The 26707-nt window shown below is 31.4% G+C and carries 30 protein-coding genes; 14 read left to right on the top strand and 16 right to left on the bottom strand.

Annotated elements, in window-relative coordinates:
• Both trmA and CDV25_RS01900 read left to right on the top strand, forming a co-directional pair.
• Positions 1–1110 carry a tRNA (uridine(54)-C5)-methyltransferase TrmA gene (trmA, locus tag CDV25_RS01905; protein WP_108910541.1) on the top strand — a complete coding sequence of 370 codons (1110 nt, stop codon included), beginning with the start codon at positions 1–3 and terminating at the stop codon, positions 1108–1110.
• Positions 1111–1207: 97 nt separating this feature from the next.
• Complete coding sequence (locus CDV25_RS01900) at positions 1208–2683, top strand: SPM autocatalytic domain-containing protein (RefSeq protein WP_108910540.1); 1476 nt, start codon at positions 1208–1210, stop codon at positions 2681–2683.
• Here the strand turns inward: CDV25_RS01900 and CDV25_RS01895 are convergent.
• Genes CDV25_RS01895 through CDV25_RS01875 form a run of 5 tightly spaced genes read right to left on the bottom strand, consistent with a single transcriptional unit; the run spans position 2675 to position 6798 of the window.
• A complete protein-coding gene (locus CDV25_RS01895; RefSeq protein WP_108910539.1) occupies positions 2675–3601 on the bottom strand; it encodes a hypothetical protein in 927 nt (308 codons plus the stop codon). The two genes, CDV25_RS01900 and CDV25_RS01895, sit on opposite strands and share 9 nt — an antisense overlap.
• Complete coding sequence (gene aroC, locus CDV25_RS01890) at positions 3585–4667, bottom strand: chorismate synthase (RefSeq protein WP_108910538.1); 1083 nt, start codon at positions 4665–4667, stop codon at positions 3585–3587. The genes CDV25_RS01895 and aroC overlap by 17 nt, the downstream gene beginning before the upstream one ends.
• On the bottom strand, positions 4664–5338 hold the full coding sequence (gene rnc / locus CDV25_RS01885) for a ribonuclease III (protein WP_108910537.1): 675 nt from the start codon (positions 5336–5338) through the stop codon (positions 4664–4666). The genes aroC and rnc overlap by 4 nt, the downstream gene beginning before the upstream one ends.
• A gap of 4 nt (positions 5339–5342) precedes the next feature.
• On the bottom strand, positions 5343–5771 hold the full coding sequence (gene rnhA, locus CDV25_RS01880) for a ribonuclease HI (RefSeq protein WP_034553953.1): 429 nt from the start codon (positions 5769–5771) through the stop codon (positions 5343–5345).
• A complete protein-coding gene (locus CDV25_RS01875) occupies positions 5746–6798 on the bottom strand; it encodes a tetratricopeptide repeat protein (protein ID WP_108910536.1) in 1053 nt (350 codons plus the stop codon). The genes rnhA and CDV25_RS01875 overlap by 26 nt, the downstream gene beginning before the upstream one ends.
• Positions 6799–6887: 89 nt before the next feature.
• On the opposite strand from CDV25_RS01875, the gene CDV25_RS10400 reads away from it, so the two are divergent.
• The 3 genes from CDV25_RS10400 to CDV25_RS01865 are packed head-to-tail and all read left to right on the top strand — an operon-like array spanning position 6888 to position 9220.
• A complete protein-coding gene (locus tag CDV25_RS10400; RefSeq protein ID WP_239056389.1) occupies positions 6888–7652 on the top strand; it encodes a DNA primase in 765 nt (254 codons plus the stop codon).
• 8 nt (positions 7653–7660) lie between these two features.
• A complete protein-coding gene (locus CDV25_RS10395) occupies positions 7661–8557 on the top strand; it encodes a toprim domain-containing protein (RefSeq protein ID WP_239056388.1) in 897 nt (298 codons plus the stop codon).
• 42 nt (positions 8558–8599) lie between these two features.
• Positions 8600–9220 carry a nitroreductase family protein gene (locus CDV25_RS01865; RefSeq protein WP_108910535.1) on the top strand — a complete coding sequence of 207 codons (621 nt, stop codon included), beginning with the start codon at positions 8600–8602 and terminating at the stop codon, positions 9218–9220.
• 26 nt (positions 9221–9246) lie between these two features.
• On the opposite strand, the gene CDV25_RS01860 is transcribed toward CDV25_RS01865, so the two are convergent.
• The 11 genes from CDV25_RS01860 to CDV25_RS01810 form a co-directional block, all read right to left on the bottom strand.
• Positions 9247–9822, bottom strand: coding sequence for a flagellar FLiS export co-chaperone (locus CDV25_RS01860; protein ID WP_108910534.1), 576 nt, complete (start codon positions 9820–9822; stop codon positions 9247–9249).
• A 38-nt stretch (positions 9823–9860) separates the two neighbouring features.
• Positions 9861–10073: a DUF5408 family protein gene (locus CDV25_RS01855; RefSeq protein WP_108910533.1), complete on the bottom strand. Its 213-nt coding sequence runs from the start codon at positions 10071–10073 to the stop codon at positions 9861–9863.
• A gap of 11 nt (positions 10074–10084) precedes the next feature.
• Entirely contained in the window at positions 10085–10906 is an 822-nt protein-coding gene (locus tag CDV25_RS01850; RefSeq protein ID WP_108910532.1) for a metal ABC transporter permease, read from the bottom strand.
• Positions 10899–12257, bottom strand: a complete 1359-nt coding sequence (locus CDV25_RS01845) for an FAD-dependent oxidoreductase (protein ID WP_108910531.1) — start codon at positions 12255–12257, stop codon at positions 10899–10901. Before CDV25_RS01845 ends, CDV25_RS01850 begins: the two co-directional genes overlap by 8 nt.
• Positions 12254–13000: a metal ABC transporter ATP-binding protein gene (locus CDV25_RS01840; protein WP_108910530.1), complete on the bottom strand. Its 747-nt coding sequence runs from the start codon at positions 12998–13000 to the stop codon at positions 12254–12256. Before CDV25_RS01840 ends, CDV25_RS01845 begins: the two co-directional genes overlap by 4 nt.
• The gene (locus CDV25_RS01835; RefSeq protein ID WP_204161855.1) at positions 12990–14348 is read right to left on the bottom strand and encodes an SH3 domain-containing C40 family peptidase; all 1359 of its coding nucleotides are present in this window, start codon (positions 14346–14348) and stop codon (positions 12990–12992) included. Before CDV25_RS01835 ends, CDV25_RS01840 begins: the two co-directional genes overlap by 11 nt.
• Entirely contained in the window at positions 14342–14683 is a 342-nt protein-coding gene (locus CDV25_RS01830; RefSeq protein ID WP_108910529.1) for an arsenate reductase family protein, read from the bottom strand. Before CDV25_RS01830 ends, CDV25_RS01835 begins: the two co-directional genes overlap by 7 nt.
• On the bottom strand, positions 14684–15007 hold the full coding sequence (locus CDV25_RS01825) for a branched-chain amino acid transporter permease (protein WP_239056387.1): 324 nt from the start codon (positions 15005–15007) through the stop codon (positions 14684–14686).
• On the bottom strand, positions 15000–15695 hold the full coding sequence (locus CDV25_RS01820) for an AzlC family ABC transporter permease (RefSeq protein WP_108910528.1): 696 nt from the start codon (positions 15693–15695) through the stop codon (positions 15000–15002). The genes CDV25_RS01825 and CDV25_RS01820 overlap by 8 nt, the downstream gene beginning before the upstream one ends.
• Positions 15696–15813: 118 nt before the next feature.
• Positions 15814–16410, bottom strand: a complete 597-nt coding sequence (locus CDV25_RS01815; RefSeq protein WP_108910527.1) for a C39 family peptidase — start codon at positions 16408–16410, stop codon at positions 15814–15816.
• 76 nt (positions 16411–16486) lie between these two features.
• The gene (locus tag CDV25_RS01810) at positions 16487–17326 is read right to left on the bottom strand and encodes a hypothetical protein (RefSeq protein WP_108910526.1); all 840 of its coding nucleotides are present in this window, start codon (positions 17324–17326) and stop codon (positions 16487–16489) included.
• A gap of 132 nt (positions 17327–17458) precedes the next feature.
• Here CDV25_RS01810 and CDV25_RS01805 point away from each other — a divergent pair, with 132 nt between their 5' ends.
• The 9 genes from CDV25_RS01805 (at position 17459) to CDV25_RS01765 (ending at position 26645) form a co-directional block, all read left to right on the top strand.
• Positions 17459–17692 carry a hypothetical protein gene (locus tag CDV25_RS01805; RefSeq protein ID WP_108910525.1) on the top strand — a complete coding sequence of 78 codons (234 nt, stop codon included), beginning with the start codon at positions 17459–17461 and terminating at the stop codon, positions 17690–17692.
• Complete coding sequence (locus tag CDV25_RS01800) at positions 17668–18009, top strand: hypothetical protein (protein ID WP_108910524.1); 342 nt, start codon at positions 17668–17670, stop codon at positions 18007–18009. The genes CDV25_RS01805 and CDV25_RS01800 overlap by 25 nt, the downstream gene beginning before the upstream one ends.
• Before the next feature lie 9 nt (positions 18010–18018).
• The gene (locus CDV25_RS01795) at positions 18019–19053 is read left to right on the top strand and encodes a Cj0814-related protein (protein ID WP_108910523.1); all 1035 of its coding nucleotides are present in this window, start codon (positions 18019–18021) and stop codon (positions 19051–19053) included.
• 277 nt (positions 19054–19330) lie between these two features.
• A complete protein-coding gene (locus CDV25_RS01790) occupies positions 19331–20467 on the top strand; it encodes a Cj0814 family flagellar-dependent secreted protein (protein WP_108910522.1) in 1137 nt (378 codons plus the stop codon).
• Between the two features lie 160 nt (positions 20468–20627).
• Positions 20628–21740, top strand: coding sequence for a Cj0814 family flagellar-dependent secreted protein (locus CDV25_RS10285; RefSeq protein WP_204161854.1), 1113 nt, complete (start codon positions 20628–20630; stop codon positions 21738–21740).
• A gap of 318 nt (positions 21741–22058) precedes the next feature.
• Complete coding sequence (locus CDV25_RS01780) at positions 22059–23219, top strand: metallophosphoesterase (protein ID WP_108910521.1); 1161 nt, start codon at positions 22059–22061, stop codon at positions 23217–23219.
• A gap of 30 nt (positions 23220–23249) precedes the next feature.
• Entirely contained in the window at positions 23250–25634 is a 2385-nt protein-coding gene (locus CDV25_RS01775; protein WP_108910520.1) for a DUF7494 domain-containing protein, read from the top strand.
• Positions 25627–25869: an exodeoxyribonuclease VII small subunit gene (gene xseB, locus CDV25_RS01770; RefSeq protein WP_108910519.1), complete on the top strand. Its 243-nt coding sequence runs from the start codon at positions 25627–25629 to the stop codon at positions 25867–25869. The genes CDV25_RS01775 and xseB overlap by 8 nt, the downstream gene beginning before the upstream one ends.
• Positions 25869–26645 carry a carbon-nitrogen hydrolase family protein gene (locus CDV25_RS01765; RefSeq protein WP_108910518.1) on the top strand — a complete coding sequence of 259 codons (777 nt, stop codon included), beginning with the start codon at positions 25869–25871 and terminating at the stop codon, positions 26643–26645. The genes xseB and CDV25_RS01765 overlap by 1 nt, the downstream gene beginning before the upstream one ends.
• The last annotated feature ends 62 nt before the right edge of the window (positions 26646–26707 follow it).

Below are 26707 nucleotides of genomic sequence, written 5' to 3'. Positions count from 1 at the left end.
ATGACTTGTGATTATTTGGGAATTTGTGGGGGTTGTATAGAATATCCTTTAGAGGATAAAATAGCTTTAGTCGCAAAATCTCTTGCTTTTGATCCCTATGAAGTTTTTTTATCTTCAGAGAGTAGTTTTAGAGCACGTTGTGAATTAGGAATCTACCATAAAGATAATGGGTTTTTTTATACTATGCGTAAGGGTAAGCAGTTTGTTTGCATACAAAATTGCCCAAATTTGGTTTTGAATATCCAACAATTTTTACAAGTCTTGCACCCCATTCTTCACCAAAGAGATTTTAGGGAGTTTATTAATAAGCTTTTTGCTTTAGAGATATTATCCACACAACAAAATGAACTATTAATAACTTTTATTTACCATAGGAGACTTGAGCAATCTTGGTTAATTTTAGCGACAAAATTAAAGAAAATATTAGAAGAAAAGCTTTTGATGAAAATAGCATTAATTGGTCGCTCCAGAGGAGTTAAACTAGTTGTAGATAGGGATTATGTTATAGAGAAATTAGAGGTTGCCGATAAATATTATTTTTATCGTTATGATGAAGGGAGTTTTACACAACCAAATCCTAGTATTAATGTAAAAATGATTGAATGGATTTTGTCTAAGGCAGAAAAAGATTCTTTAGATTTATTAGAAATGTATTGTGGTTGTGGGAATTTTACCCTCCCTTTATCGCAAAAATTTAGAAAAATACTGGCTACTGAAATTTCTAAAACTTCGATTCAAGCAGCAAAATTTGCAGCTTCTAAAAATAAAATTTCTAATATAGAATTTGTGCGTTTAAGTGGAGAGGAGTGTATAGAAGCATTGACCTTTCAAAGAAAATTTAGGCGATTAGATTCCATTAATTTGCAAGAATATACTTTCAGCACTATTTTAATAGACCCACCTCGCTGTGGAGCAGGGGAGAGGGTTTGTCGATTTTTGCAGCAATTCAATCAGATATTTTATATCTCTTGCAATCCCGCTACACTCCTAAAAGATTTAGAGATTCTAAGGCAAACACACCAAATTACTGCTTTAGCCTTTTTTGATCAATTCCCCCATACGCAACATTTAGAAAGTGGAGTGCTTTTAAAATCTAAAAATAATTCATAATTTTTTATTATTGATTTAAGGTCTTAGTAAAAAGATTTAGTTTTTTAATAAAATGTCGATATAGTCAATGTTAATTTATTTAAAACAAGGAGAAGCAATGGAAGCAAATATTCGCTTCTCTTCTCTACAAGCCTCATTTATTACGACCAACCAGAGTGCTTTAGGAGAAGAGATTACAAAAAAAGAAGCAAATAGTGTTCCACAAATTACTAATCAAAAAGAGGGAGGGCAAAAAGCAACTAATATTTCCTCCTCAATAGATTTGTCAAATCAAAAATTAGAGGATTTTCAAAAAGCAGTTATTAATCAAGCATTAGGGAAAGTCTCTGAAATAAAAAATGAAATGGTAAAGATTTGGGAGAAATTATTTTCTAATAAGAACGCTAATCCTTCTAAGTCTTCTTTTGATGATTTAGAGTCTTTATTGAATAAAAATTTTAGTCGTCCTAGCTTTAATTTAGGGAGTGGATTAAGTATTAAGCAGGGGTTTTATCAATCTTTAGATCTTTCTATACAAGGAAGCATTATAGGGAAAGACGGGGTAAAAAGAGATTTAAATATAAATATTCATTTCTCACAAAGTTTTATGCAAAATCTTCAAATTAATTCTACAAATGATAGGATTCAACAACCCACTAAATACAATGAACCTATTGATCCTTTGGTTATTGATTATGAGGGAAATGGAACAGAGCTTAGTGATATTACGATGAGTTTTGATTTAGATAGTGATGGTAAAAAAGATCAAATCTCTACTTTAAAGAAGGGTTCAGGATTTTTAGCTTTAGATAAAAATAATGATGGAATTATTAATAATGGCAGTGAGCTTTTTGGAACTCAAAGTGGAGATGGTTTTAAAGATTTAGCAAAATATGATACCAATAGAGATGGAAGAATTGATAAAAACGATCCCATTTATGACAAGCTAAGAATTTGGATTCCCAACCCAAAGGGTGAGGGAGAGCTAGTTGGTCTTGGAGAAAAAGGTATTGGTGTGATTTATCTTAACCCAAAAGAAGCTCAAGAGATGATGAGAGGAGAAGGGGGAGACTTATTAGGTATTAAACAAAAAACTGCAGATTTTTTATTTAATGATGGTAGAGCAGGGCAAATTCACCATATTGATTTAATCGCTAAAGATAATGAAGAAGATTCTAAAAAATTACAAACTTCTTATGATAAATTCAATTTTCAAGGCTTACAAGCTTCTGCCAACAAAGCTTATATTCAAAATATTAGCCTTCATTTCACGCTTTCTAGTGTGCAAAGCAATCAACAAAGTAGTTTAAGTTTTTCACAAAACAATTCTTTTTCCTTAGAGGCACTTAGTAATGCCACTAATGGTGTTACTCAAGAAATTTCAAAAATGTGGAATCAATTAGAAGAGAGTTTTCTTAGTTTTGAATCTAATACCCAAAAAGGAGAGAATATCGTAGAGCAATTAGCAAAAAAATTTGATGATGACTACTATTCTAAACTCAATGCATTAATTTTTCATTCCTTAGAGGTTAATCAGCAAAAGAGTATTTTTAAAAGCTCTCATTCCTTTGCTTATTCTAGGCTTTTATTCTAAGAGGGCTTTTAGGGCTTTAAAACCCTCTTTCCATTGAGTATTTTCACAAAAGAGGAGAAACCCTCTTTTTACTAAAAGTTCTCTATAAGAGAGATCTTTAAGTCTAATAATACTTTGTAAAAGTTGTGTTTTTAATGCTTCTTTATCAAGTGTCCAAACTTCCTTAATACTTTCTATACAATTTGCATAGCCTATTAAATTTGCTCTTTGATTGATAGCGACTTCTAATCCTAAAGTTGGGACTTTACAAGCAATGCTTTCACTAAGCGTTTGCCCACAAGCACAAATGCAAAGATCCATTTGTGAGAATAAATTTGCCATTTGTGTAGCATTAAGATTGCTATAACCTTTTGCTTTTTTAAAGAGATGTTTATCTTTATGAATATAATGGATTTGAAAATTTGAATTGAAAGTATAAAGTTCTTCACAAAGCCATTTGGTTAAACCCAAAATATCTGCACCCCCTAAAGTAACCATAATATTTTTTATAGTTTTATGTAGTTTATGAGGAGTATTAAGGAGCTGTAAAAAGGGTTTTTGCAAAAGTGTATATCCCTTGCCTATCCATAAGGTATGATTAGGGTATTTGTTTTTATAAGATTGTAAGTCTGCCCCTAAAGAGGCATTTAATAGTATGCCCTTAGGGTAGGGTAGCCTTAATGTATCATCAAAAAATATACAAACTCTTGCTAAAGAAGTGGCTTGATAATAGGAATCTATAGGTAAGGTATAAGAATCAATACTCATTAAATCACAAGATTCCTTAAACGATTCTAAGAATATGCAATCAAGGATTTTAGCTTGATAATGATTTTGTTCTAATAAATTTGCTAATGCTTTAGTGCGGCTCATATGACCTAAACCAATACCTAACTTTTTATCCGCAAAAAGAAGGGCTTTTTTAGGAGTTTTTTGCATAGATTTTTTTGAGATTTTCTAGCTTTGAAGCACTATTAAGGAGCAGCATATCTGCTAATATAAGAGCAAGCATTGATTCGCACACAACACTTCCACGAATGGCAATGCAAGGGTCGTGCCTCCCTTTAATAATACAAGAACACTCCTCTTTAGCAGTGTTAAGGGAGTTTTGTGGGATAAAAATACTAGGGGTTGGTTTAAAATGTATTTTAATCAAAATTTCATCACCATTACTAATTCCCCCCAAGATTCCTCCGCTATGATTAGTTTCAAATCCCCCCTTATAAATCACATCATTATGTTGAGAGCCCCGCATTTTAGAGCATTCTACACCGCTCCCAATTTCAACCGCTTTTACTCCATTTAACCCCAGCATTAAACTCCCAATAGCAGAATCTAATTTATAATAAAGAGGTTCGCCTAACCCAATAGGAACATTTAAAGCACTCACAATCGCTACTCCACCGATACTATTATGTGCTTTTCTAGCTTGTGTAATAGCTTCTTTTTGTTGTTCTTCTACTTTTTTATCTAAAGCATAGATTTCACTTTGGATAGCAAAATTAAAGTCTATATCCTCTCCTGTAACATTTCCTATGCTAAGAATTCCACTTCTTAGAGTAATTTGGAATTCTTTTAAGAGGAGTTTTGCGATAGCCCCTGCTGCTACTCTAGCACTACTTTCTCTAGCACTACTGCGTCCTCCTCCCCTATAATCCCTTATGCCATATTTGTAAAAATAAGTAAAATCTGCGTGTCCTGGACGAAATATATCTTTTAAAGCAGTATAATCACTGCTTTTGCTAGAGGTGTTGTGGATAAAAAACCCTAAAGGCGTTCCTGTGCTTTTACCCTCAAAGACCCCACTTAAAATCTCCACTTTATCAGGCTCTTTTCTTTGGGTGGAGTAATAGTTTCTTCCCCCTTGTCTCCTAACCATTTCAGTCGCAATAAAAGATTCATCAATATTTAATCCCGCTGGAAGCCCATCTAAAACCCCTCCAATTCCTTTTCCGTGACTTTCTCCAAAAGTTGTTAATCTTAAATATTCTCCGAAAGTATTCATTGTTGTCCCTTTAAGACTTCTAAAGCAATTTTCGCACAATTTTGTTGTGCTTCTTTTTTGCTCTTTCCACTAGCCTTTGCGTATTCTTTCTCTTGTATAAAAACTCCTACTAAAAATTCTTTATTATGATCAGGTCCTTTAGAATCTAAAACAATGTATTCAGGTATTACCCCAAAAATAGCTTGTGTAAGTTCTTGTAGATTAGTTTTATGGTCATAAAAAAGATTCTTAAAATCGGAAATAGTATAAACTTTATCAAGTAAATTAAGCACTAATTTTTGCACAGATTCTAAGCCGTTTTCTAAATAAATTGCCCCCATAATTGCTTCAAAAGCATTAGAGAGAATAGAATCTTTTTCTCTCCCATTATTTTGTTCTTCTGCACTAGAGATATAAAGGTATTCCCCAATTTTTAAATATTTTGCTAAAGTAGCAAAAGCTTTTTCATTCACGATAGAAGCACGCATTTTAGAGAGTTCTCCCTCTGGAGAATGCGGAAATTTTTTATATAAAAATTCCCCAATAATTAAATCTAAAACTGCATCTCCTAAAAATTCCAAACGTTCATTATGCGTTTCTTTTTTTGTGCTTTTATGCGTTAGTGCTTCTTTTAACAATTGTGTATTTTTAAAGGAATATCCTAAACTTTGCTGAAAATTTTTTAAATGCATTTTCTCATCCCTTTTGTTTAATTTTTAGGGCTTCTTCTTTAGCGATTTTATCACAAAGCTCATTTTCGCTATGCCCGCTATGCCCTTTTACCCATTGTATTTGTAGGTTATGATATTTTGAAACCTCTAAAAAATGCTTCCAAAGCTCTGGATTTTTGACATTTTTAAAATCTTTTTTAATCCAATTAGGTAACCATTTAGAGATTCCATCTAAAACATATTTTGAATCGCTAATAACTAAGACTTCACAAGATTCTTTAAGGGATTCAAGCCCAAAAATAAGTGCAGAAAGTTCCATTTGGTTATTAGTTACATTACTTGCACCACCACTTAGAATCTTTTGGTGGTGTTTATAATATAAAATAGCACACCATCCACCAGCTCCGGGGTTCCCTAAAGATGAACCATCACAAAAAAGAGTAACTTTCTTCATCATATTTTTCTTTTATAAAAACTAAAATTTTTGCGCTTAGTAATTCTCCACAATGCGGGCAAATTTCAAAAGAGAGTGGGCTAATTGCTTTACAAGAATTACAAGAATAATTAAATTGTAAATCCCCTTGATAACTTCTGTATTTGCGTAAAAGGCATAAAGATTCTAATTCAAAGGAAACTTTAGTTCCTTTTTGTAAAGGATAATACCCTTTTGCTTGAAAAATATCGTTTAGAATAGGGTTTTGGAATGCTACATTAGGAAGTTCATTATTTTCAAGATTCCATAAAATATCTAAAATTTGAAAAATCTCCTCTTTGGACTTATTTTGAATAAATCTCCAAAAATAAGAGGGATAGAAGTCTTTAAAAAAACTCAAAACCAAACGTAATAACTTAGGCTCCTCTTCAATGAGCTTTTCAAGTTTTTCAGGTTTTATTTCTGTGGAATTTTGGTTAGAGATAATAATTTTTGTTTGTAAATAAAGATGATGCATTTTTGTTTTGCCCTCTATTTCCTCTAGACAATCTAGTGCATTAAGAGCATCTTGATATAATGCAAGCTCTTCATAGATTTTAATAAGAGATTTTAAGATTTTAGGGGATCGTGGATAATGGTAAAGAATCTCTAAATAAATTTCTTTAGAACGCAAAGGAAAACCAGCTTTATAATAAACATCGCCTAAATCTTCTAAAATTGGGATTTTATCAACGGGGTTTTTAATAGAGCTTAAAAGTGTGTTATAAAGGCGAATAGCTTTTTCATAATCTGCACATTTTTGATAGGTTTTTGCCATAAAAATGAGTGAGGAAGTAGGGTTTGGGTTTAAGGCTAAAAATTCTTTGATTTCTTTATCAAAGCCAATATAATCAAAGTTTTTCATAAATTTTAATAGATTTTGGTGTTGCCTTTTACTAATAATATAATTCCAATAATAAGCAAAAAGGCTAATTAATCCTATACAAAAGATGAGGATTATGATTCCAAAAAGTGGATCTCTGTATTCAATACTTTCTAAAAATTCCAAATATAAACCTTAAAACAACTAATTATTATCTTTTAATTATAACAAATATTCTATAATAAGCTTATCTAAAAATCTAAGGCTCATTAGCATTGATTACACAAGAGAGTATAGAAAATCTTAAAAATCAGTTAGATATTGTAGAGGTTATTTCTCATTATATAGAAGTGAAGAAAGTAGGAGCAACCTATAAAGCTTGTTGTCCTTTTCACCAAGAAAAAACACCAAGCTTTGTTATTAACGCCAATAAGGGCTATTACCATTGTTTTGGTTGTGGTGTGGGTGGAGATAGTATCCAATTTGTTATGGAATATGAAAAGATCTCTTATAAAGAATCTCTTGAAAAACTAGCACAAATTTATAATATTTCTTTAACTTATGCCCAAACTTATCAACCCAAAGAAGATAATAAAATTTTAGATTTTATGAATGAATATTACCAGCTACAACTCAATGCAGAAGCTAAGAGTTATATTCAAAAACGAGGCATTACAGAGTCTATTAGAAATCTTTTTGAAATAGGTTATGCACCTAATAATTATGAGATTATGGGATATTTACAAAAGCATTCTATTTCTTTACCGGAGGCTTTGAATTTAGGGATATTAGGAGTAGATGATGAAAATGGAGTTAAGCATTATTACGCACGATTAGCCCAACGAATAATTTTTCCCATTCGTTCTCCCCAAAATAAAATCGTAGGTTTTGGAGGGAGGACATTAGGGAATCACCAAGCAAAATATATTAACTCCCCCAAACCAAACTTTTTAATAAATCACAACTTCTCTATGGTTATCCCCAAGCTAAAGAAAATATTTATAAAAAAGGGGAGATTATCATTACAGAGGGATATTTAGATGTGATTATGCTACACCAAGCAGGGTTTAATAATGCAGTGGCTACTTTAGGAACAGCTTTAACCAAAGAACATTTACCCTTAATAGCTAAGGGCAACCCAAAGGTTATTATTGCTTATGATGGTGATAGTGCAGGTATCATAGCGGCTTTTAAAGCCGCTATGCTTTTAAGTTTAGCTCACAAAGAAGGTGGTGTAGTAATTTTTGATAAAGGCTTAGATCCAGCTGATATGGTAAATAATGGCGAAATAAAGCAGTTAAAAGATTTATTTTATGCTCCTATTTCTTTAGTGGATTTTGTTTTTGGGGAGATTATTGCAAAATATGATTTAAAAAATCCTATGCAAAAAGATTCTTGCTTAAAAGAATCTTTGGAGTTTTTACACCAATTATCTTTAGTTTTACAAGAGGAATACAGGATATGGTTAGGACAAAAACTTCACTTACCCCTACATCTAATCCCAACAAAAGTCCATAAAAATAACATAAAACCAACTTCTGAAATCCTTCAAAGCAATGAAGATTATTATACTCTTGTCGAAAAGATTATTATTAAAAGTGTTTTAGAGGATATGGATCTTTTGGAATATGTTATGAATTATTTAGAATCTTCCATGTTTTTTTCTCAAAGGGAAGCTTATGAGAAACTCTTAAAAAAAGATTTAGAAGATTCACAATTAATTGGAATTTTACTTGATGAACGTATTAAGGCACAAAACAAAGAGATGCTAAAGCGGCAGATGATTATGATTTTGTATAAGCATTATGATGAGAGGAGAAAAATACTTATTAAAGATTCGACACTTTCTTTAAGAGAGAAATCCTTTTTATTGCGTAAGCTTCAACAATATTTAGAAAATTTGAAAAAAGGGGATTTAATTGTCGATGAAAGCTTCAACTTTTAGAAGCAAAAAAACTAGAAAATATTTATTTTATAAGGAGAGAATATGCAAAAAGAAATTTTTAAAAAAATATTAGAAGAACGTTTTTCGTGCAGAGAGTTTCAAGAGAAGCTTTTAAGCAAAGAGGAATTAGATTATATTTTAGAAGCGGGGAGATTATCTCCTAGTTCTTTAGGGCTTGAACCTTGGAGATTTATTGTTATAGAAGATAACAAAACTAAACAAGAAATTGCAGAAATTGCTAATTCTCAAAAGCATGTTGCAAAGTGTGGAGCTATCATTATTGTTGTAGCACGATTAGATTTTGGGGAATATTTTGTAAAAAAACTACAATCAAGAAATATGTCAAAAGAAGAACTCCAAAAACGTATTGAACTTTATAAACCTTTTATTGAATCTATGAATCCTGCGCAAAAACTTCATTATGCAAGAGAGCAAACTTTTTTAGCCTTAGGGAATTTAGCTAATGGAGCAACTGCACTAAATCTTGGCTCTTGCATTATTGGGGGCTTTAATAATGAGGCTTTAGATATTTATCTAAAGCTTGATACTTCCAAAGAAAAAACTTCTATAATGTTAGTAGTGGGGCATAGGAAAACAGATGAAATACCTCAAAAAATTCGTTTTTCTAAAGAAGAAGTTATAGATTTTTCTAAGAATCTATGAGAGGTTTGCAATAATAACTTTAAGGCTCAAGAAAATAAGCCCTTAAAGGTATTAGCATCAAAATTTTCAAAATCAAAATTTGTTGTTGCCTGATTAAGTGGCAAACTTGCTTTTTCTACGAGATCGCTAACTTGCCCTAATTTTTGTGAGATTTCATCGTGTTTATTAGCTAATGCCTGCATAAGAGAGGAATTTTCTTTAAGTAACTGACTAGGTAGAGGTAGAGAAAGAGAAACATTTTCCCCTGCAAGGTTTAATGTAAGTTCTTTACCAAAAAGTGCGTCTCCTTTAAATTGTGCATTCTTTGCTGTTTTATCTAAGGCGTCTATATTTTGAGAATTAACCCCTCCAAGAGTTTTAACTTGAGAGCTTAGGGCATTTAAAGTTATATCCGCAATTTGCATAGCACCAATAATTTCATTAGCACCTTTAATACCATCACTAAATTTACGAATTTCTAGTGCCTCATTAGAGATTGTAGGCAATTCTTGAATCTCTTTTGATTGGGGTTTTTGTGTTATTTCATTTTGTTTTGCGGTAGTAGGTATAGTATGGCTAGTTTGTATATTTCCTAATCCATAAGGATTGATTGATGAAAGCATTGAAACTCCTTTAATTTTTAAAAGGATAAAAGCATTTTTTATTCCATTTTAAAATTAGAGATTTCTAATATTTTTTGCTCTAAATTTCTAATATTTTTTGTAAGATTCGCTGTTGCTGTGATTTGGTTAAGAAGAATCCAAAGACTAAGAAAAGCAAAAATAATGGTAATAGCACAAGATATAAGAGCGATTTTTACAGCCCTAGAAGCGATTTTTTTGTATTGATTGATTTCTTTTTGTAAATTCTCCATTTTTATTACCTTTAAGGTTTTGAAAATTGTTTGTGACAAAAATAATTTCCCAATATTAAAATAAAAGACAAAACACAAAGCACAACAACGATACTAGCACCAGCAGCAAAATCATAAAAATAAGCGATTAAAATGCCACCAATCATTGCGATAAAAGAAATACAACTAGAGGCAATCATCATCTTAGCTAAGGAATTAGTAAAAACTTCACTACAATAAGCAGGGATACTTAAAAGTGCGATAATAAGAATAAGTCCAACAGAGTGCATAGAAATAACAATACCCAAAGCAATGATAATCATTAAGAGGATATTAAAAACTTTTGTATTAATTCCTTGTAATTGGGTAAATTCGCTATCATAAGAAATACCAAGAATAACTCTATAATTTAGCCAAACAAAGCAAAATAAAAAACCGCTAAAAATTATCATAGAGTAAATATCATTATCTGTGATACTTAAGATGCTCCCAAAAAGGTATCCCATAAAATCCTTATTATATCCAGGTGATAATTCTACTAAGATAATTCCTACCGCCATTCCAAAAGCCCAAAGTGAGCCAATTAACGCGTCAAATCTCTCTTTAGCATAAAGCAACATAATTCCAAGAAAAATAGCACAAGCAACACTAAAAAAGGCTGTTCCAATAATAATTGGGAATCCTAAAAAAATCGCAATCCCAACTCCGCCATAGAGGCTATGAGCAATACCTCCTGCAAGAAATACCATTTTATTAGTAACAACCAAAGTGCCAATAATACCGCAAATAATGCTCGCCCAAAATGCTCCAATAAGGGCATTTTGCATAAAAGTATATTGCAAAATATCACTCAAGCACCCACTCCAAACTCTCTTCTTTTAATTCTTCTTTGATTTTATCCATTTTAATTTCTTTACCAAGGTATTCTACAATCTCTAACATATCTACAAGAGCATTTTTAATACAGCTTGTAGCACCCGGGCTTGGAGTCATATTAAAAGTAATACCTTTATTGCTTTTAATTTTTTTCTCACCAAAGATTAGCTTTTTTTGTGTTTTATCAAGAACTTGGGGTCTAATACCACCAAAACCACTTGCATAAGATAACTCATGAAGTTGAATAGAGGGGATAATCTTTTTTGCTTCTTCCCAAAAATATTTTCGTCCAATACTTGGAATTTCATAAATAAAGTTTCGTAAAATGTAATTTCTAATTTCCCTATCAGAAATTAAATCCCACATAATTTTTGCAGTAGAGAGTTCCCCAAACCCAGAAACTTTAAGAAATTCTAAGAAAGTGCCACTTTTAAAACGTTCAAGTTTAGGTAAAGAAAGTGCAGTAGGACCCAATCTTGTTTTTCCTGTAGCAATAATATCTGGATCTCCGTGTATTGCTGCAAAAGGAAGTTTAGGGTTTTGAACAGTATAGACTTTTCCTTGTAGTTTATTACCGGGTATAAAATAAAAGCTACCAGAGATAGGCAAACAGCCTAAATCTAATCCATATCCCATATTTTGAGCTAAGACTAATGAATGTGCACCCGCATCAACTAAAACAAAAGAAGCGGTGATAGGGGGTTGTCCGGGAGCTTTAAGGGTATAAGCCCCATCCCCTTGTTCGATAATATCTGTAACTTTAAAATTACAAATTAGTTTATGTTCCCCAAAAAGACTTTGTTCTATCATATGATTTGATACAGCGTGGAAATTCATCGCACAAAAAGCTTTTCTTGATCCAGAACCTACAATATCTTCTACTCTATCACTTCCATCAAGCATCTTAACAACATTAGGCTCTATTTCTCTTAGGGTATCTTTAGTGAAAAACTCTAAATTTGGAAAAATCTCTTGAAATTCTTGATGACGTTTTTTCATAAACTCTACTTCTTCATCTCCTACACCAATTGCCATTTTTTGGTATTCAAAAATGCTTTTATTTTGTAAATTATGAAAAAGTGCATAAGAAACTAAAAGTTCTGCATCTCGTGCTACTTTTTTAGCTTTCTCAAAAGGGTAATTTGTTTCGATATCTCCTGCGTGGATAGTTTGAGAATTATTATTTCCACTTGAGCTAAGTGTTGCGGGTTCTGAATACTTTTCTAATAAAACCACTCTTTGAATATTTGTATAATGTGTTAAAGCATAAAATAATGCACTCCCAGAAATTCCAGCTCCTATGATTGCTACATCATATGAATTATTCATTGATTACCTCCTAAATTGTTTGAATGTTGAAATTCCATTAACATTTCTACTTCACAAAAATGCTCAGTTTGATGAATTTGCTTTAAATGACTAATATTATGAGATTTTATGCTTTGATTAACATATAAAACTTCTCTAGCATAACCTAATAAAACAGAAACATCGTGACTAATTATAATTATAGTCTTTTCTTGATTGATTTTTTGCAATAAATCATAAATCTCTTTTTGATTTTTTGAATCAATACTTGCTGTTGGTTCATCTAAAATTAAAAGATTAGGATTCCCACATAATGCTCTTGCGATAAGTATCCTTTGCCTCTGACCACCAGAGAGCTCACCAATTTTTTTATTTGCATAAGATTGTAAATGAAACTGCTCTAAAAGGTTTAAGGCTGTTTCTTTAGCATTTTTAGGCAAAAATCCTCCAAAAAGATTAGATTTTAAAAATCCCATCATCACAACCTCTAAAGCAGTGATTGGGAAGTGGCGATTGAAGAAAGTATTTTGTGGGACATAACCAATTTTTAGGTTAGAATCTTTAATAATACTGCCTTCTGTTGGACTTAATAATCCCACTAAAAGACGCGCTAAAGTGCTTTTTCCACCACCATTTGGTCCAATGATAGCCCAAAAATCGCCTTCTTTAATTACCCAATCCACATTATACAAAATTCGTTCTTTGGTAAAAGAAAATTTAACATTTTTGCATTCAATTATTTCTTTAGAGTTACTATTTTGCATTTTTTAATTCATTTGTTTCAAAAAGATTCCGCATTCCACTAATCCGTTTTATGAGTAAAGAATCTTGTGAAATAGTTTTTATATCTTTACCAATATCAAGAGGAGTGATGATGATTCTCCCTAATATTTCTCTCCCTTCTTTTCCGTCTTGTAATGTTCTTAATCCCCAAATATCGTGAATGGCTAAAACTTCATCATTAAAAACTCCAAGATAAAGCATAATATGCCCCCTCATACCAAGTAAAGTCGCAAAGGGAATAGCATTTTCTTTTAAAAAAGCTATTTTCTCTTGGGGTGTTTTTTGTGATAAATCAACATATAACGAGCGATCCTTAAAATCTTTTTGTTTAATTTGTGCTTGGGAATTTCTTAATAAGAAAAAACCAAAATTTCCTAAAGTATCGCGTAAAAACATAGAACAATCCCTATTACCAAACATTCCTCCCCAACCATACCTTTCACCAACAATACCTTGAGTAAGATTCGCATAATTTACTGAAGAAAAGGGCATAGGGAATTTTACAAAGTTTTCTACAGGTAGGTGGGTTTTAATCACTTTTGCATAACCACTAGGGGTGCGGATAAAAAAAAGGCTTTCATAAGTTTTTTTAGTGCTTCCAATAAGGGGTAAGAGCATACCAATTCTAGCAGATTCTAAGAAATGATTAGTAGAACTTTTTATAGGAGTATAGTCTTTTTTAACTACAAGAAAATCTTGAGTGTTTTTTAAAAGTTGTATTTGGGTAGGATTTAATAAAGCAATATCTAAAACACTCACCCAACCACTTACAAACCCACTCTCTACAAAAGCCCACTCTTTAGATTGTGAATAATGTGTGATTAAAATAGGTGTTCCTGCATAGATAGAGGAATTTTGCCAAGTATCAAAGGGGAATCCCTCTCCGGGTAATTTAGGATCTAAAAATCGTGGTTTATGTGTTGGAACAACCCTTAAGTTTGTAGAGCGAGTGATAATTGCAGGTTTTTTGGTGTTAGGAAAACTCTCTAGATTCATCTCTTGCTTGATATTATCTATAAAATCTATGGTATAAGGGAGGAGGTTTTCACCAAAGCCTAAATTATTATAAGCAGCCCTTAATCCCCATTGAACTTCTAAAGCATTAAGCTGTGGCTCTTGATTAAAGGGTGAGAAAAAATGCTTTAAATAGCCTTCTTTAAGCTTTAAGCTATCTTTAAAAACTCGGGTATCTTTTGCATAAAGTCTCAAATCTTGCTTAGGGAGGGATGAGTCTATTTGCGTAGAAACAGAAGCAGGAGTGATGTTAGCACAACCCAATAAAATAAAAATAAGGGAAATAAAACTACTAAATTGAATGATTTTTAGCATTGTATCTCCTCATATTTTTCACTATCAAAACCTATGAATATTTTATTTTTTGCTTCAACTACGGGTCTTTTAATAAGCATAGGTTCTTTTAAAAGATAATCTTGAATTAATGGTGGAGTTAAAGTTTTATTCTTTAATTCTAATTTCTTGTAAGTTGTGCCTTTCTTATTTAAAAGTGCTTCTAAAGAACTTCTTTCTGCCCATTCTTGTATTTTTTCTAAGCTAGGTGGTGTTTTTTTAAAATCAATAAATTCATAATCTATTTTTTTATTCATAAAAAAATCTATTGCTTTTTTAACACTACCGCAGTTTTTAATCCCATAAATTTTAACCATTTAAAAAATCCTTATTACCAAAAGATAAAAAATAATTCCTGAAAATATACTCAAAACAGAATTTTTAAACAATAAAAAACAAAAAATTGCGCATAAAATTCCACTAATTTCATAGATTCCATAGGTTTGCTCCCAAGGAATATCTTTAAGGGTAAAAAACACTAAAAGAGTCATAATTAAGAGTGGCATAGTATCTTGCAAATATTTTAAAAGAGGGCTATCCACTCTATCTTTTAAAAGAAAAAAAGGTAAAAATCGTGTTATTGCTGTCCCTAAAGAGGCAAAGAAAATAGCACCAATAATATAAAATATTTGATTATCCACGATAAATCCATTTTTTACCAATAAGTAAGACAAAAATACCACAAAGCAAACTAAAAAGTAAAAATTGCTCACTTGGAAAGAAAAATAAGCCTACTACTCCAATTCCTAAAGCGATAATGAAAGGTATTTTATTAGGAGAGTTCTGCAAAAGGGATAATGTTAATACGCTAAAAAGGGCTGTAAGGGAAAATTCTATACCTTTAGGTATAAATTCTAAATGTTTTCCTATAAATACCCCTAACGCACAACCTACAACCCAATACATATGGTTTAAAAAAGTAATAGTTATATAATATTTTTGCAATGCTTTAAGCGAGAGATTTTGTTCTTGCAAATTTTGTTCTTGTTGGTAAGTTTTTACAAGAGCAAAAGTCTCATCTGTTAATCCAAAGAGAATATAATATTTACTTGAGCCAAAATTTTTAATTTGAGGAGTAATTGCAAGGGAGTAAAACATATGGCGAATATTTAGCAAGAAAGAGGCAATACCAATTTCTAATAATCCAGCATTTATACTAAGGAGTGAAATAAGTAAAAATTGTCCCGCAGCTGTAAAAACAAAAATGGCGATTAAGATTCCAAAATACCAAGCAATTTGCAATGTAGAAAAAAGAATACCAAATGCAATGCCAAGTGGCAAATAAGCCATTAAAACAGGCAAGGTTTGTAAGAAAGTTTTAAAAAGCATAATCCTAATTCTTGAATATAAAGTTGCCCTAGATTATAACAAAAATCGCACGATTTTTATGTTCTAGCTCTAAAAGCTTTTTAGCTTAGTTTTGTGAGTCTTATGTAGATTAATGAGTCTAAAACCTCCCAAACACCCTTTTTTCAAAATTAAGCTTATTAGGGAAATTAAAATCAAGTCTTTTAAACTCTTGCTTTGGGACAACTACCAAAGCATATCCGCCTTTATTCTCTCTATCCCATATACTATAAAACTCTCTTTTAGAGCTAATATATTCTCCAAAGCTTGGGTCAAGCACTTTAAGAAAATCACCTTGATAATTAATGATGATTACAAAATGTGGGAATCTTGGATCATCTTCAATTTTGACAAGTAAGGGAATATTAATAAGTTTATCTAAGACTTGCTCATTAATGCGAAAAGAATCACTTTTAAAATCTAGTTTTTTAACCGCTTCTTCTAAATCTAAGAAGCTTACCATATCGGTAGTAAGTTCTTTTTCACTCATTACTTTTAACAAATCTAATTCACTAAGCTTTTGGTTATCAATAAGGTTTATTAAAGTAGCTAGTGAGGAAGCACCACAAGATTGCTCATAAGTTTGTCTTATTACCTTCTCATTCCTTATCTCTTGATAGGATTTGAGGATAAATTCTGCTTTTAAAGCTAAGGGTAGCCAAGAAAAGAAGATAAGAAATTTTAAGAGTCTTTTCATAGTTATTTCTTTCTTGTTATCTTGTAAGGAAGCATAGATACACAACCAAATAAAGTTTAAAGACTTGAAGTATCATTTAAAACTTTTTCCATAAGGTTAATCCAAATATTGCATCTGGAGCAGCAGAGCTTCCACCAAAGTTAGCATTAACAGAAATGGCTGTATCTTGGTTAAGACTATAAGTAGAACCAACAGAAAAGGTAGGGATAGAGCGGATATTAGAGGTTTGATTCCCATTAATCTTTTGTTTGGTTTGGAATCTCTGTTCTGCTCCTAAATCTAAAGTGATTTTAGGGCTTAAGATAATAGAGAGATCTCCTCCTATATAGAGACTATGCCCATAATCTATCTTACCTATCTTAAACTTCCTTTTTGCGTTATATCCCAATCCACTATAAATACTATAGACTACAGGATCACTATATCCCCTTAGGGTTGCTTGGAGACTTTGGGATTTAAGGTAGAAGCTTTTATCTTCAGTAGCTGAAGATTCTCTTTGGAGAATAGCGGTTTGAAAGGTAATCTGTGGGATAAAGTCTGCAATACTTTTGCCTGTATAGATAAAGCCAAGCCATAAATTATCAAAACCTATGCGATTTTGACTAGAAGTATCTGTATATTCTTTCCTTGTATAACTACCACTCCCTGATACAAGAATATCAAACTTAGGCATAAGTGTATAAATAAAAGCCTGATTAAGACTTAGTTGCTTGGTATCATCCCAAAGTGTTGTATCTCCCCCTATACTAATATTAGGATAGAGAGAATAAGTATTGGCATTTCCTGTGCTAAGCAAAGAAAAGCTTGTAATGCTCCTTAAACCAATTTGTTTTTTAAAAAGATTATCGATATTGAGTTCATCACTGGCTAAAAGAGTGCTTGTTAGAAACAATAGAGTAAGCAAAAGTTTTTTCATTCCAATCCTTTTAAATTTAAAGATATTGACTAGAATTTTAAAGAATAAATAATTATAAAAGTAAAATAAAGATTGACTTCAAAATAAAAATTATGTTAGAGTGAAAACACAAAATTTTAAAAAGGAGAAATTATGTTTAAAAAGGTTTTGAGTATTTTAGTTTTAGGTTCTTTACCTTTAAGCTTAGCATTAGCACAAGAAGATGTTTTAGCGTTAGTGAGTAAAGGAAAAGTTACTAGTAATAGTGTAGGTGTTACTAAACTAAACACTGAAGAGAAAAAACAGGTGAAGGGGGATATAGGGTTGGATTTGCTGGTGGAGGAAATGAAATTCATGCTATTATGGTTCCTAGTGATTATGAGTTAAAAACCTTAAAGAGAAACGGCAATTATTTTTCTATAGGTTTATGCGGAGAAGGTCAATCTTCATGCTCTAATCCAAGCCAACGCAGAGGACAGGATTGGTTAGCTGCCACTGGCACTCCTTATAATCTTATAGGCTTTACTGTAAGAAGGCATGTGGGTTATTCTAGGAATGGTAGATATATCTATTTTTCTTACGGAACGGCTATTTATAATATAGCAACAGGAACTGCGTATTCAATAGGGTTTACTCCCAATAATATGATTGTTAATGAAATACGCAACCAATATAAAAAAGTTTTAGAATCAAGATTTCAATAAGGATTAATGATGAAGATTCAATCTCATAATAATTATCATTTGACTACACAAAGGGAGTTAGAGCACTCTTTTAATCAAAAGAATAATTTATTGTCTAAAAATCAAGAAAAACCTACTCCAATAGATTCTGCGACAAATTCTTCAACCTCCTTATTTGATTGGAATGGAACAGTTGCTAAAGCTATTGGTTATACGCCCAATCAAGATGGATTTTTCCACAATGACTTGAATGCAAAACTTGGAATCCCAAGTAGCATAAAAATCCCTTCTGATATTGTTGTAAGATATGATTTGTCCCAAGCATTGGGTTATTACAACAATATTAATATGCAAGCAAGTATTCAAAACAGCTACCAAGCATTTTCAAAACTATCTAATCAAGGCATAGAAGTCTTGATAAGCCAAGCTAAGCAAAAGCCAATGGGTGATAATCAATCGCTTTATGATTCTCTTTTGAAGATTCCTCAATTCATTGACAATAAGGGTGAATTAAATCAAAGTGGTAAATTCACAGCTTTTATGGTATTAAATGATGAATATATAGTCGGTGATTTAACGATAGCAGGAGAGATGCAGAGGGCTGGAAGCAAATATGCAAACATCCTAGATGAGAATGATAATTTATTGGGGATGAATATCCTTGATAGGGGTAAAGCTGGAGAGCTATTAAGAAAGTCTATCAATGAAATAACTCCAGAAGAGTTTAGGGCACAATGGGAGGAATTGAGAAAAGAATATCAAGCCAAGAATGAGAATCAGCTAAAGGGGATTGGAGTGGAAAATGTGGAGATAGAGCAAATCAACAATCTAGTGGAACAAAAAGGAAAAAATCCTTTTAAGCCTATTGAAGGCAAAAGCCAAAATCAAACCTATCAAGATACAAATATCTTTAATACTTTGCAATTCTTACAAAACCAACAAAAAGCGAATTTGCTCTCTCTCCTATTTAATCAAAGCTCCAATGTGGATTCTTCTTTCAACAGGTTAGATAACTTCATCATAGAGAGTTTTCTTAAAACACAAAAGATGGATAGGGAAGTATAATAAATAGCATAACAATATTTATTTTAGAGATTCTCTAAATTAATGTTTATGTCAATGTTGGAGCTATTTTAAATCCTATCTTTAATGGCAAAGATTATTTTAATTCAATGACAGAACTTTCTTTCTCATTCCTTAAAGACTAGAAGCATTAGAATAAATCTTAATTACTAAGGAATACCTTTTGCTTGAATTTCTTTGAAGTAATAGAATTACCTAATATAAGATTCTTATACGATAATAATTTATCTTAAGATATATTAAACAAGGAGACATAGCTATGATAGGTTCTTTAAACTCTAGCTTTTCTTTTAATAATTATGCTTTAAACATTAGCAATAATCTCCGCATCAATAATACTAATGCAAGTAATTCTGATAATGTAGATAATACTAATATAAAGAAAAATAACCAAAGCATAGAATCTAAAAAATCCTCATTAGCTTTTAAAGAAATCTTAGGCTATAAAGTCGATAAAGAAGGGTATTTTACACAAGAGTTTAATAAAGCAGCAGGAATACCAGAGGATTATAAGATTCACTCCTCAAGCTTAGAGAGTTTAGTGAGGGTAAGAGCTCCTTCCTTGGACTTTACCGATATAGATATTGCCAAAACCATAGGTAATGCCTATAAGATTCTCTCCCAAGTCGTAGGGGAGGATACTTTAAAAGATAAAGATAGTTTTAGCCTTGAAGAAATAGCTAAATTCCCTCAAGGCTATGAATATGATAGACGAAGTTTGCAAGTTACTAAAATTTATCAAACTACTAAGGATTATATGAATTTTGCTAGTAATCAGGCAAATTGGAAAGATTTAGAAAAGCAAGATAAAAAAGCTTCAAATCTCTTCTTTAGCAGTGGTGAGACAATGAGACAAGGTCTCCCTGCTACAGATATTTTTAATAATGCTAGTGGTGGTCAAGAAGAATCCTTCAATTTCAACCCTAATGGCAGTAAATACATTAATGAAGATGGCTCTATTACTAAAGGTGGGCTTTTAGTAGCTGTTGTTAATAAACTGAGTTACACAATAGAAGGCACAACAACAATAAGAGGTAAAGGAGAAGGGTATGATAAAAGTTTAAGTAGGCAAGAAGTGGAGTGGGTTTTTAGTTCCTACCTTGAGTCTCTAGGACCTCTCTATGCAACAGGGGAAGATGGTAGTTGGTTGTTTGGAACTGATTTGGAGACTTTTAAGAAAAAACATTCAGAACTTATGAAATCTTATCAAAGAAAATTAGATCAATGGCGAAAAGAGGATGAAGAGTTTGAAAAAAACTACAAAAGCCCTATGCAAATAATGCTCGAAGAGCTAGATGAAGCAATGAAAAAGAATCTAAAGCGCATACAAAAAAAGAAACAAGAAGAAAAACAAAGAATCCAACAAGCGATGAAAAAGCTTGATATTAATGTTTAGGTAGATAGCTTTTCTCTCTTTTTATCTTTCAAAGATTAAAATAAATAGAAGAAATCTCAGTATTTAAGGAATATCTTTTGCTTTGATACCTCTAAGGAATGGAAGTATAAAGTATCAAAGCATATTGATAGATTTAATCTTGAAAAAGGAGAATATAACTATGATAGGTTCTTTAAACTCTAGCTTTTCTTTAAGTAGTTTTTCTTTAAACATTAGCAATAATCTCCGCATCAGTAATACTAATGCAAGTAATACTAATAATGCAGACAATACTAATATAGAAAAAAATAACCAAAGCATAGAATCTAAAAAATCCTCCTTAGATTCTAAAGAAATCTTAGGCTATAAAGTCGATAAAGAAGGGTATTTTACTAAAGAGTTTAATAAAGCAGCAGGAATACCAGAGGATTATAAGATTCACTCCTCTACAATGCAAAACTTAGTAGCAAAAGAGACAGATAGTAGAAAGGTTTTTCGAGAATATAAAAGCATAGATATTGCCCAAACTTTGGGTAATGCCTATAAGATAGTTTTTCAACTTTTAGAAAAAAGTCCTAAACTTGCCTCAAAAGAGAGTTTTAGCGGGGAGGATTTAGCGGAGCATTTTCCACAAAATTACAAGATAGATAAACAAAATGGAAAGGTTAAAGAAGTATATTCTTATAAAGAAGTTAAAAACATCTTAGCTAATGATGGCTTTAAAGGTGTTTCTAGTAATGAAAGCATTGCCCCTAGCTTTTTTACTAAAGATGATAGTGTTATTCCAAAGCCTTTTGATATTAATGTTTTCAATAATGGAAGTTTTGATGTTATGCTTCAAAAATACACTAATAAAGATGGAAGCATTACTAAAGGAGGACTTTTGGTAGGGTTTTTAAGTAGCAATATGCATACTGGCACAACGCCTACTCCTTTAATTGCTGGAGAAGTAACTATTTGGGGGAAAATGCAGGGACTTGACCCCTCTATGAGTAAAAGTGCGGTAGAGGATATAAATAAAGAATTAGATTCATTATTGGATTTTGATCACTTTGGAGAATTTTTAGAAGCTGTCAATGGCACAAATATAAAGGAGTTTAAACAAAAGATGTTTAAGCTTAAGATCAATTCCCAAGTAGCAGGGGAAAATAACAAAAGCATTTTTGAACTAATGGATACTATAGAGGAAAAAGTTAAATATCTACAATATCTACTTGATAGCAAAAATTTAAAGGCAAAAAATCTAAAATCTCAAAACTTAAAACTAAAACAATCTCTTAATGTGGAAGCGTAGAATAGCTGACGAGCTTTCGTGTTTCCACAATTAAATTCCATTATCCAAAAAAATTAAAGCCCCCCATAATGAAAAAACTAGATATAAATGTTTAAATTTATCACTATCTTTCACGCTTAAATATAATTCTCAATTTGTGATTAAAGCATACCTTAAAACTTATCAAGATTGTAAAATAGCCTTATTGGAGCGGCAAAGTATCCCTTATAGATTAGGCAGTATCTTGAAAATTTTCTTAGAGAATGGTATAAATTTGAAATTTTAGAACTCCTTAAGAGAGATTAAATCTGTTTATAGACAAATAAAGGATAAAAATTTATGAAAAATCTATTCCCCCTTTTAGCTTTAATAGTTTTTTTGATAATGCATCTTGGCATTTATTTTTTGTTATTTAAAAGAATGATAAAGACAAGATTCCCACTTTTGCTTTTAAAATATTTTTTAGTCTTTAACTTTTTGGGAATTTTGTGTTATTTTTGGGGACGTTATTATCTCAATATACCCTTAAGTCTTTATTTTTTAGTCTCTTTATCTATTGGTGTAGCCTTTATTTTATTTGTTGTTATGCTTATTTATCAACCCTTATCTTTAATCCCGTATTTTAGTAAGAAGCGGAGAGGGTTTTTTAGGAATATTGTTAATATAGGAAGTGGAATCTTCGCAGGTGGTTATTTGGGTTGGGGTATGATTGAAGGGGGGTTAAAACCTAAGATAGAAGTCATAGAACTCCCATTATCAAAATTACCCACATCTTTTAGTGCTGTGCAAATTAGTGATTTACATATTGGGGGATTAATAGAAAAAAATGCGGTAAGAGAGATTGTTAAACAAACTAATGCGCTTGAAACCGATGTTATATTTCTTACAGGCGATATTATTGATGCTAAAATCTCTCAAGTTTCAGAAGCACTTGAGGAGTTATCAAACCTAAAAGCCCCTCTTGGTATTTATTTTATTGCTGGTAATCACGAATATTTTCATAATATTGGTGAATTATTAGGAACCATTAAGTCAATGGGGATAAAAATTTTAGAAAATCAAAATATTCTTTTAGAAAAAAATGGAGAGCCTTTAATTAATCTTGCAGGAGTTTATGATTTATTTGGTAAGAGAATTGGCGTTTTAGAGCCCAATTTACAAGAAGCTTTAGAAAATAGGCAAGAAACTTTACCGACTATCCTTTTAGCCCATCAGCCTAAATTTATCTTTGAAGTAAAAGAAAAAAATCAGGTAGATTTAGTTTTAAGCGGACATACGCACGGCGGTCAAATTTTTCCTTTTAGATTTTTAGTAACTCTTGATCAACCTTACTTAGCAGGACTCTATCAACATAATGCAAAAACACAAATCTATGTAAATCGCGGAACAGGGTTTTGGGGTCCCCCTATGAGAATTTTAGCAAGGGCTGAAATTACTTATTTTAAATTTTTACCAGCACAAGAAAAGTTTGATGAGAGTTTTAATGCAAAAAAAGTATAATACACAGAATTTTAAAGAGCTTGGAAGTATATGAAACAAAAATTTATTCTTATTTTTTTGTATTTTTGTAGCTTAGAATTTGCATTTGGGCTAGAGCTATATATTAATGGCGGTAAAGAAAACAATAAGAACTTCGCAGTTTTAAATATTATTCACGATAAACCTTTTTTATGCCAAGAAACTTTAAATAGAAATTCCGAAGTAGAAAGTATTTTATGTAAGTTTGATCAAAAACTAGCATCAAGGGTTTCAAGTAGCAATACTTTGTTTTTTGTAATCGAACCAGAATTGCAAAAAAAAGGTTTTTATCTGCGAATAACCCCTAAGAAAAAAATAAAACTTTTTAACACAGCCTTTAATATTAATACCCCTTATCCTATCCCTTTAGAAACCAATATAGAATCTAAAAGGTGGCAGATTGTTGGTTATGAGGATACCTTGCCCTTTTTAGAGGATAAACCAAGTGAGGGTTTAAATTTTCCTATCACTTTTAATGATATTATTGGCTATCCAAGTATTGGTGTTTTAGATATTAGAATGTCTCCTATAAGTGATAATACAGGGAGTGCTGATAAAGATTCTTTTTTAAAAATTCAATCCCTAATAGCTAATAAGTCTTATCAAGAAGCTCTAATAGCTATTGATGAAATGTCTTCTTTATTTCCTAATACCATTTTTAAACGCGATATTTTGTATTTAAAGATAATAGCTTTAGATGGTTTAGCAAGTGAGGAAAACTATGAGGATATTATTACGCTTGCTAAGACTTGGCAAAATGCCTATCCCACAGATATTCACATTTCAGAGATTTTATATATTATAGCTAAGACCTATGCAAAGATGGATTTCTTTGAAGAGGCTAGTTATTATTATAGACGATTATTTGATGAATACAAAGGGGATCAATTTGAACTCCTAGCGCGATTAGATTATGGAAAAAATCTCTATTTAAGGGGGGAGAGGAAATTAGTATTAAATCTTTATCAATCCGTGCTTAATGAAACACAAAATTTAGATATTGCTTCTTTAGCTTCCATCGCTTTAGGGGAATATTACAGAGAAACGGATAAAGAAGAAGCCCAAAAATATCTCCAGAGTGTTTTAGAGGCTAATCCAACTTTCTTTGAAAAAGATGTCCCAACTTATTATAATATGTTAAAACAATGGACAGAAAAAGGCATTTATACAGTTCCAGCACAAATTGCAGAATTACTATTTTTATCCCTTGATGAAGATTATCCAGAATACAGAGATATACTTAAAGATGTCGCTATATGGTATGATAAATCAGAGAATCTCCCTAAGGCTCATCATTATTATCAGCTTTTATTACAAAACCCAACAGACGACAAAGAGGAAGAGGAAATTAAGGAATTAGATGATATTTTGCTCTTAAAACTTGATGAAGATGATGTAGAAAAACGTTTGAAACATTATGACTATGTTCTTAAAAACTATGAAGGCAAAGAAGAAGCTAAAAAGGCTTTAGAGAAAAAAATAGAAACCTTATTTCAAGAAAAACATTATGAAGAAATTTTTGCCTTGCGTAATGAATTAGAAGAAAACAATCCTTTATTATTAGGTGCAGTGGCTGCTTTAGTCAAAGATTCCCTCTCTGAAGATAACTGCAAAAGTGCTGCTTATTATGGTAATTTATATGCAGAAAAAATTCCTCTTGAAGAGAGTGAAAAATTTGATTTATTGCAATGCCTTTACCAAAACCAACAATATATTCCTGCTCAAAAAATTGCACAAGAAGCATTACAAAAAATTACTAAAGCAGAGAATAAAGAAAAATGGCTTTATTATTTAGGGTGGGTGGAATACCAACTGCAAAATTATCCTAAAGCGGCTCTTGCGTCCAGAGATGCCCTTAATCTCCTAAGTAAAGAAGAATATAATGATATTGCGTGGGTGTTATTTATGGCTTTAAATCACGAAAAACGTAAAGAAGAAGCTTTTAACCTTTTACCAATTTTAGAAGAAAAACTAAAAGACAATGAAAAAATGATCGAAATCTATCGTATTGCCTTACTTAATGCACTTGAAAAAAAAGATGATACGGCTATTAAAATCTATGCTCAAAAGATTATCGACCTACAAAATAAATACCAACATTATGAATATTCTCCTTGGGTTGAATTAAGTTTAGTTGAAACTCTTAATCGTGAAGCTAAGTTTCAAGAATCTTTACAATTGCTTTTATCAGCCCAAACACATATCTCAAAACCACAAGAAAAAATACAAATCTACTATTTACAAGGTTATTTAAATCACAAATTAAATAAGATTCCAGAAGCAATACAAGCTTACACAGAATGTGAAGCAGTAGATATTCAATCTCCTTGGAAGAATCTTTGTATAGATGCAAAGAAACTTTTAGAGAGTGAAACAACAGAGCAAAACAATGAATAAAAACAAAAAAAATGACAATATTAAAAGCGATAGTTTTGAAGATCATTTGATGATTGTTCAACAATATATTGAAAAGCTAGGTGATGAAAATATAACCTTGCATCAGAGTATGGAATTTTATAAAGAAGGAATGCAAACCTTAAAAAAGGCACAAAAAATGCTTGAAGATGCAAAAATACGATGCCAAGAATTAAAAGCACAATTTGATGAGCAAGTTGATAAAAAGGAAGTATAATGAAAATTGCTGCACTTCAGCTATCAGCCTTTAAAGGTGAAAACGAAATAAAATCTTATTTGCAAGTTGCATTAGAACAAAAAGCAAAAATCATTCTTTTTGGGGAGTATTTATTAAGCCCATTTTTTAAAAAATTTGAAAATACAAAGAAAAGCTTACTTATTCATTCTATACAATCTAGCAATGAGCAGTTGATAAAAATCTCTAACTCTTACGCTCTTACCATAGTAACGCCGATATTTGAAGTAGTGGGGAATAAAATTTATAAATCTATAGCCATTATTAATAAGGGAAAAATTCTTTTTTATCGAGCACAAAGATTGATGCCCTATGAACATTGGAATGAAGCGAAATTTTTTGCTAATACTATTCCTAAAAATATCAAAATTCCTCCCGTTTTTAGTATGGGCGGACTAAAGTTTTCTATCCTATTTGGTTATGAGTTACACTTTGATGAGTTTTGGTTACAATTTAAAACCCATCAAGTCGATTGTGTTTTACTCCCTAGTGCTTCTACTTTTGATTCTTCTTTGCGTTGGAGAAGTATTATTAAAATGCGTGCTTTTTTAAATAATTGTTATATTCTAAGGGCTAATCGTATAGGACAACATCAAGATGAAATAACACAAACTTTATGGAATTTTTATGGGGATTCTTTACTAGTTAATCCTAATGGTGAGGTTATAGATTGTTTAGGCGATAGGGAAGAGCTATTAATTGTAAGTTTGGATAAAAAATATTTAAAACAAATGAAAGAATGTTGGCAATTTCGTTAAAAATAGAATAAAGTATTCTTAATAAAGTTTTAAATAATTTTATGTATAATCCAGGACTTTTG

The sequence above is a fragment of the Helicobacter apodemus genome (genome assembly GCF_003097575.1).
GTDB classification, from domain to species: Bacteria; Campylobacterota; Campylobacteria; order Campylobacterales; family Helicobacteraceae; genus Helicobacter_D; species Helicobacter_D apodemus.
Note: the sequence above shows the minus strand (reverse complement) of the source record. Positions and strands in the feature narration are given on the sequence as shown.

Coding starts and splice junctions, on each gene's coding strand:
- CDV25_RS10285 (WP_204161854.1), top strand. CDS start 20,628: ATGATAGGTTCTTTAAACTCTAGCTTTTCTTTAAGTAGTTTTTCTTTA.
- CDV25_RS01810 (WP_108910526.1), bottom strand. CDS start 17,326: ATGAAAAAACTTTTGCTTACTCTATTGTTTCTAACAAGCACTCTTTTA.
- CDV25_RS01820 (WP_108910528.1), bottom strand. CDS start 15,695: ATGCTTTTTAAAACTTTCTTACAAACCTTGCCTGTTTTAATGGCTTAT.
- CDV25_RS01860 (WP_108910534.1), bottom strand. CDS start 9,822: ATGCTTTCATCAATCAATCCTTATGGATTAGGAAATATACAAACTAGC.
- CDV25_RS01835 (WP_204161855.1), bottom strand. CDS start 14,348: ATGCTAAAAATCATTCAATTTAGTAGTTTTATTTCCCTTATTTTTATT.
- CDV25_RS01830 (WP_108910529.1), bottom strand. CDS start 14,683: ATGGTTAAAATTTATGGGATTAAAAACTGCGGTAGTGTTAAAAAAGCA.
- CDV25_RS01840 (WP_108910530.1), bottom strand. CDS start 13,000: ATGCAAAATAGTAACTCTAAAGAAATAATTGAATGCAAAAATGTTAAA.
- trmA (WP_108910541.1), top strand. CDS start 1: ATGACTTGTGATTATTTGGGAATTTGTGGGGGTTGTATAGAATATCCT.
- CDV25_RS01865 (WP_108910535.1), top strand. CDS start 8,600: ATGCAAAAAGAAATTTTTAAAAAAATATTAGAAGAACGTTTTTCGTGC.
- rnhA (WP_034553953.1), bottom strand. CDS start 5,771: ATGAAGAAAGTTACTCTTTTTTGTGATGGTTCATCTTTAGGGAACCCC.
- CDV25_RS01790 (WP_108910522.1), top strand. CDS start 19,331: ATGATAGGTTCTTTAAACTCTAGCTTTTCTTTTAATAATTATGCTTTA.
- CDV25_RS01780 (WP_108910521.1), top strand. CDS start 22,059: ATGAAAAATCTATTCCCCCTTTTAGCTTTAATAGTTTTTTTGATAATG.
- CDV25_RS01800 (WP_108910524.1), top strand. CDS start 17,668: ATGGTTCCTAGTGATTATGAGTTAAAAACCTTAAAGAGAAACGGCAAT.
- aroC (WP_108910538.1), bottom strand. CDS start 4,667: ATGAATACTTTCGGAGAATATTTAAGATTAACAACTTTTGGAGAAAGT.
- rnc (WP_108910537.1), bottom strand. CDS start 5,338: ATGCATTTAAAAAATTTTCAGCAAAGTTTAGGATATTCCTTTAAAAAT.
- CDV25_RS01765 (WP_108910518.1), top strand. CDS start 25,869: ATGAAAATTGCTGCACTTCAGCTATCAGCCTTTAAAGGTGAAAACGAA.
- CDV25_RS01795 (WP_108910523.1), top strand. CDS start 18,019: ATGAAGATTCAATCTCATAATAATTATCATTTGACTACACAAAGGGAG.
- CDV25_RS01775 (WP_108910520.1), top strand. CDS start 23,250: ATGAAACAAAAATTTATTCTTATTTTTTTGTATTTTTGTAGCTTAGAA.
- xseB (WP_108910519.1), top strand. CDS start 25,627: ATGAATAAAAACAAAAAAAATGACAATATTAAAAGCGATAGTTTTGAA.
- CDV25_RS01895 (WP_108910539.1), bottom strand. CDS start 3,601: ATGCAAAAAACTCCTAAAAAAGCCCTTCTTTTTGCGGATAAAAAGTTA.
- CDV25_RS01815 (WP_108910527.1), bottom strand. CDS start 16,410: ATGAAAAGACTCTTAAAATTTCTTATCTTCTTTTCTTGGCTACCCTTA.
- CDV25_RS01845 (WP_108910531.1), bottom strand. CDS start 12,257: ATGAATAATTCATATGATGTAGCAATCATAGGAGCTGGAATTTCTGGG.
- CDV25_RS01805 (WP_108910525.1), top strand. CDS start 17,459: ATGTTTAAAAAGGTTTTGAGTATTTTAGTTTTAGGTTCTTTACCTTTA.
- CDV25_RS01900 (WP_108910540.1), top strand. CDS start 1,208: ATGGAAGCAAATATTCGCTTCTCTTCTCTACAAGCCTCATTTATTACG.
- CDV25_RS01855 (WP_108910533.1), bottom strand. CDS start 10,073: ATGGAGAATTTACAAAAAGAAATCAATCAATACAAAAAAATCGCTTCT.
- CDV25_RS10395 (WP_239056388.1), top strand. CDS start 7,661: ATGCTACACCAAGCAGGGTTTAATAATGCAGTGGCTACTTTAGGAACA.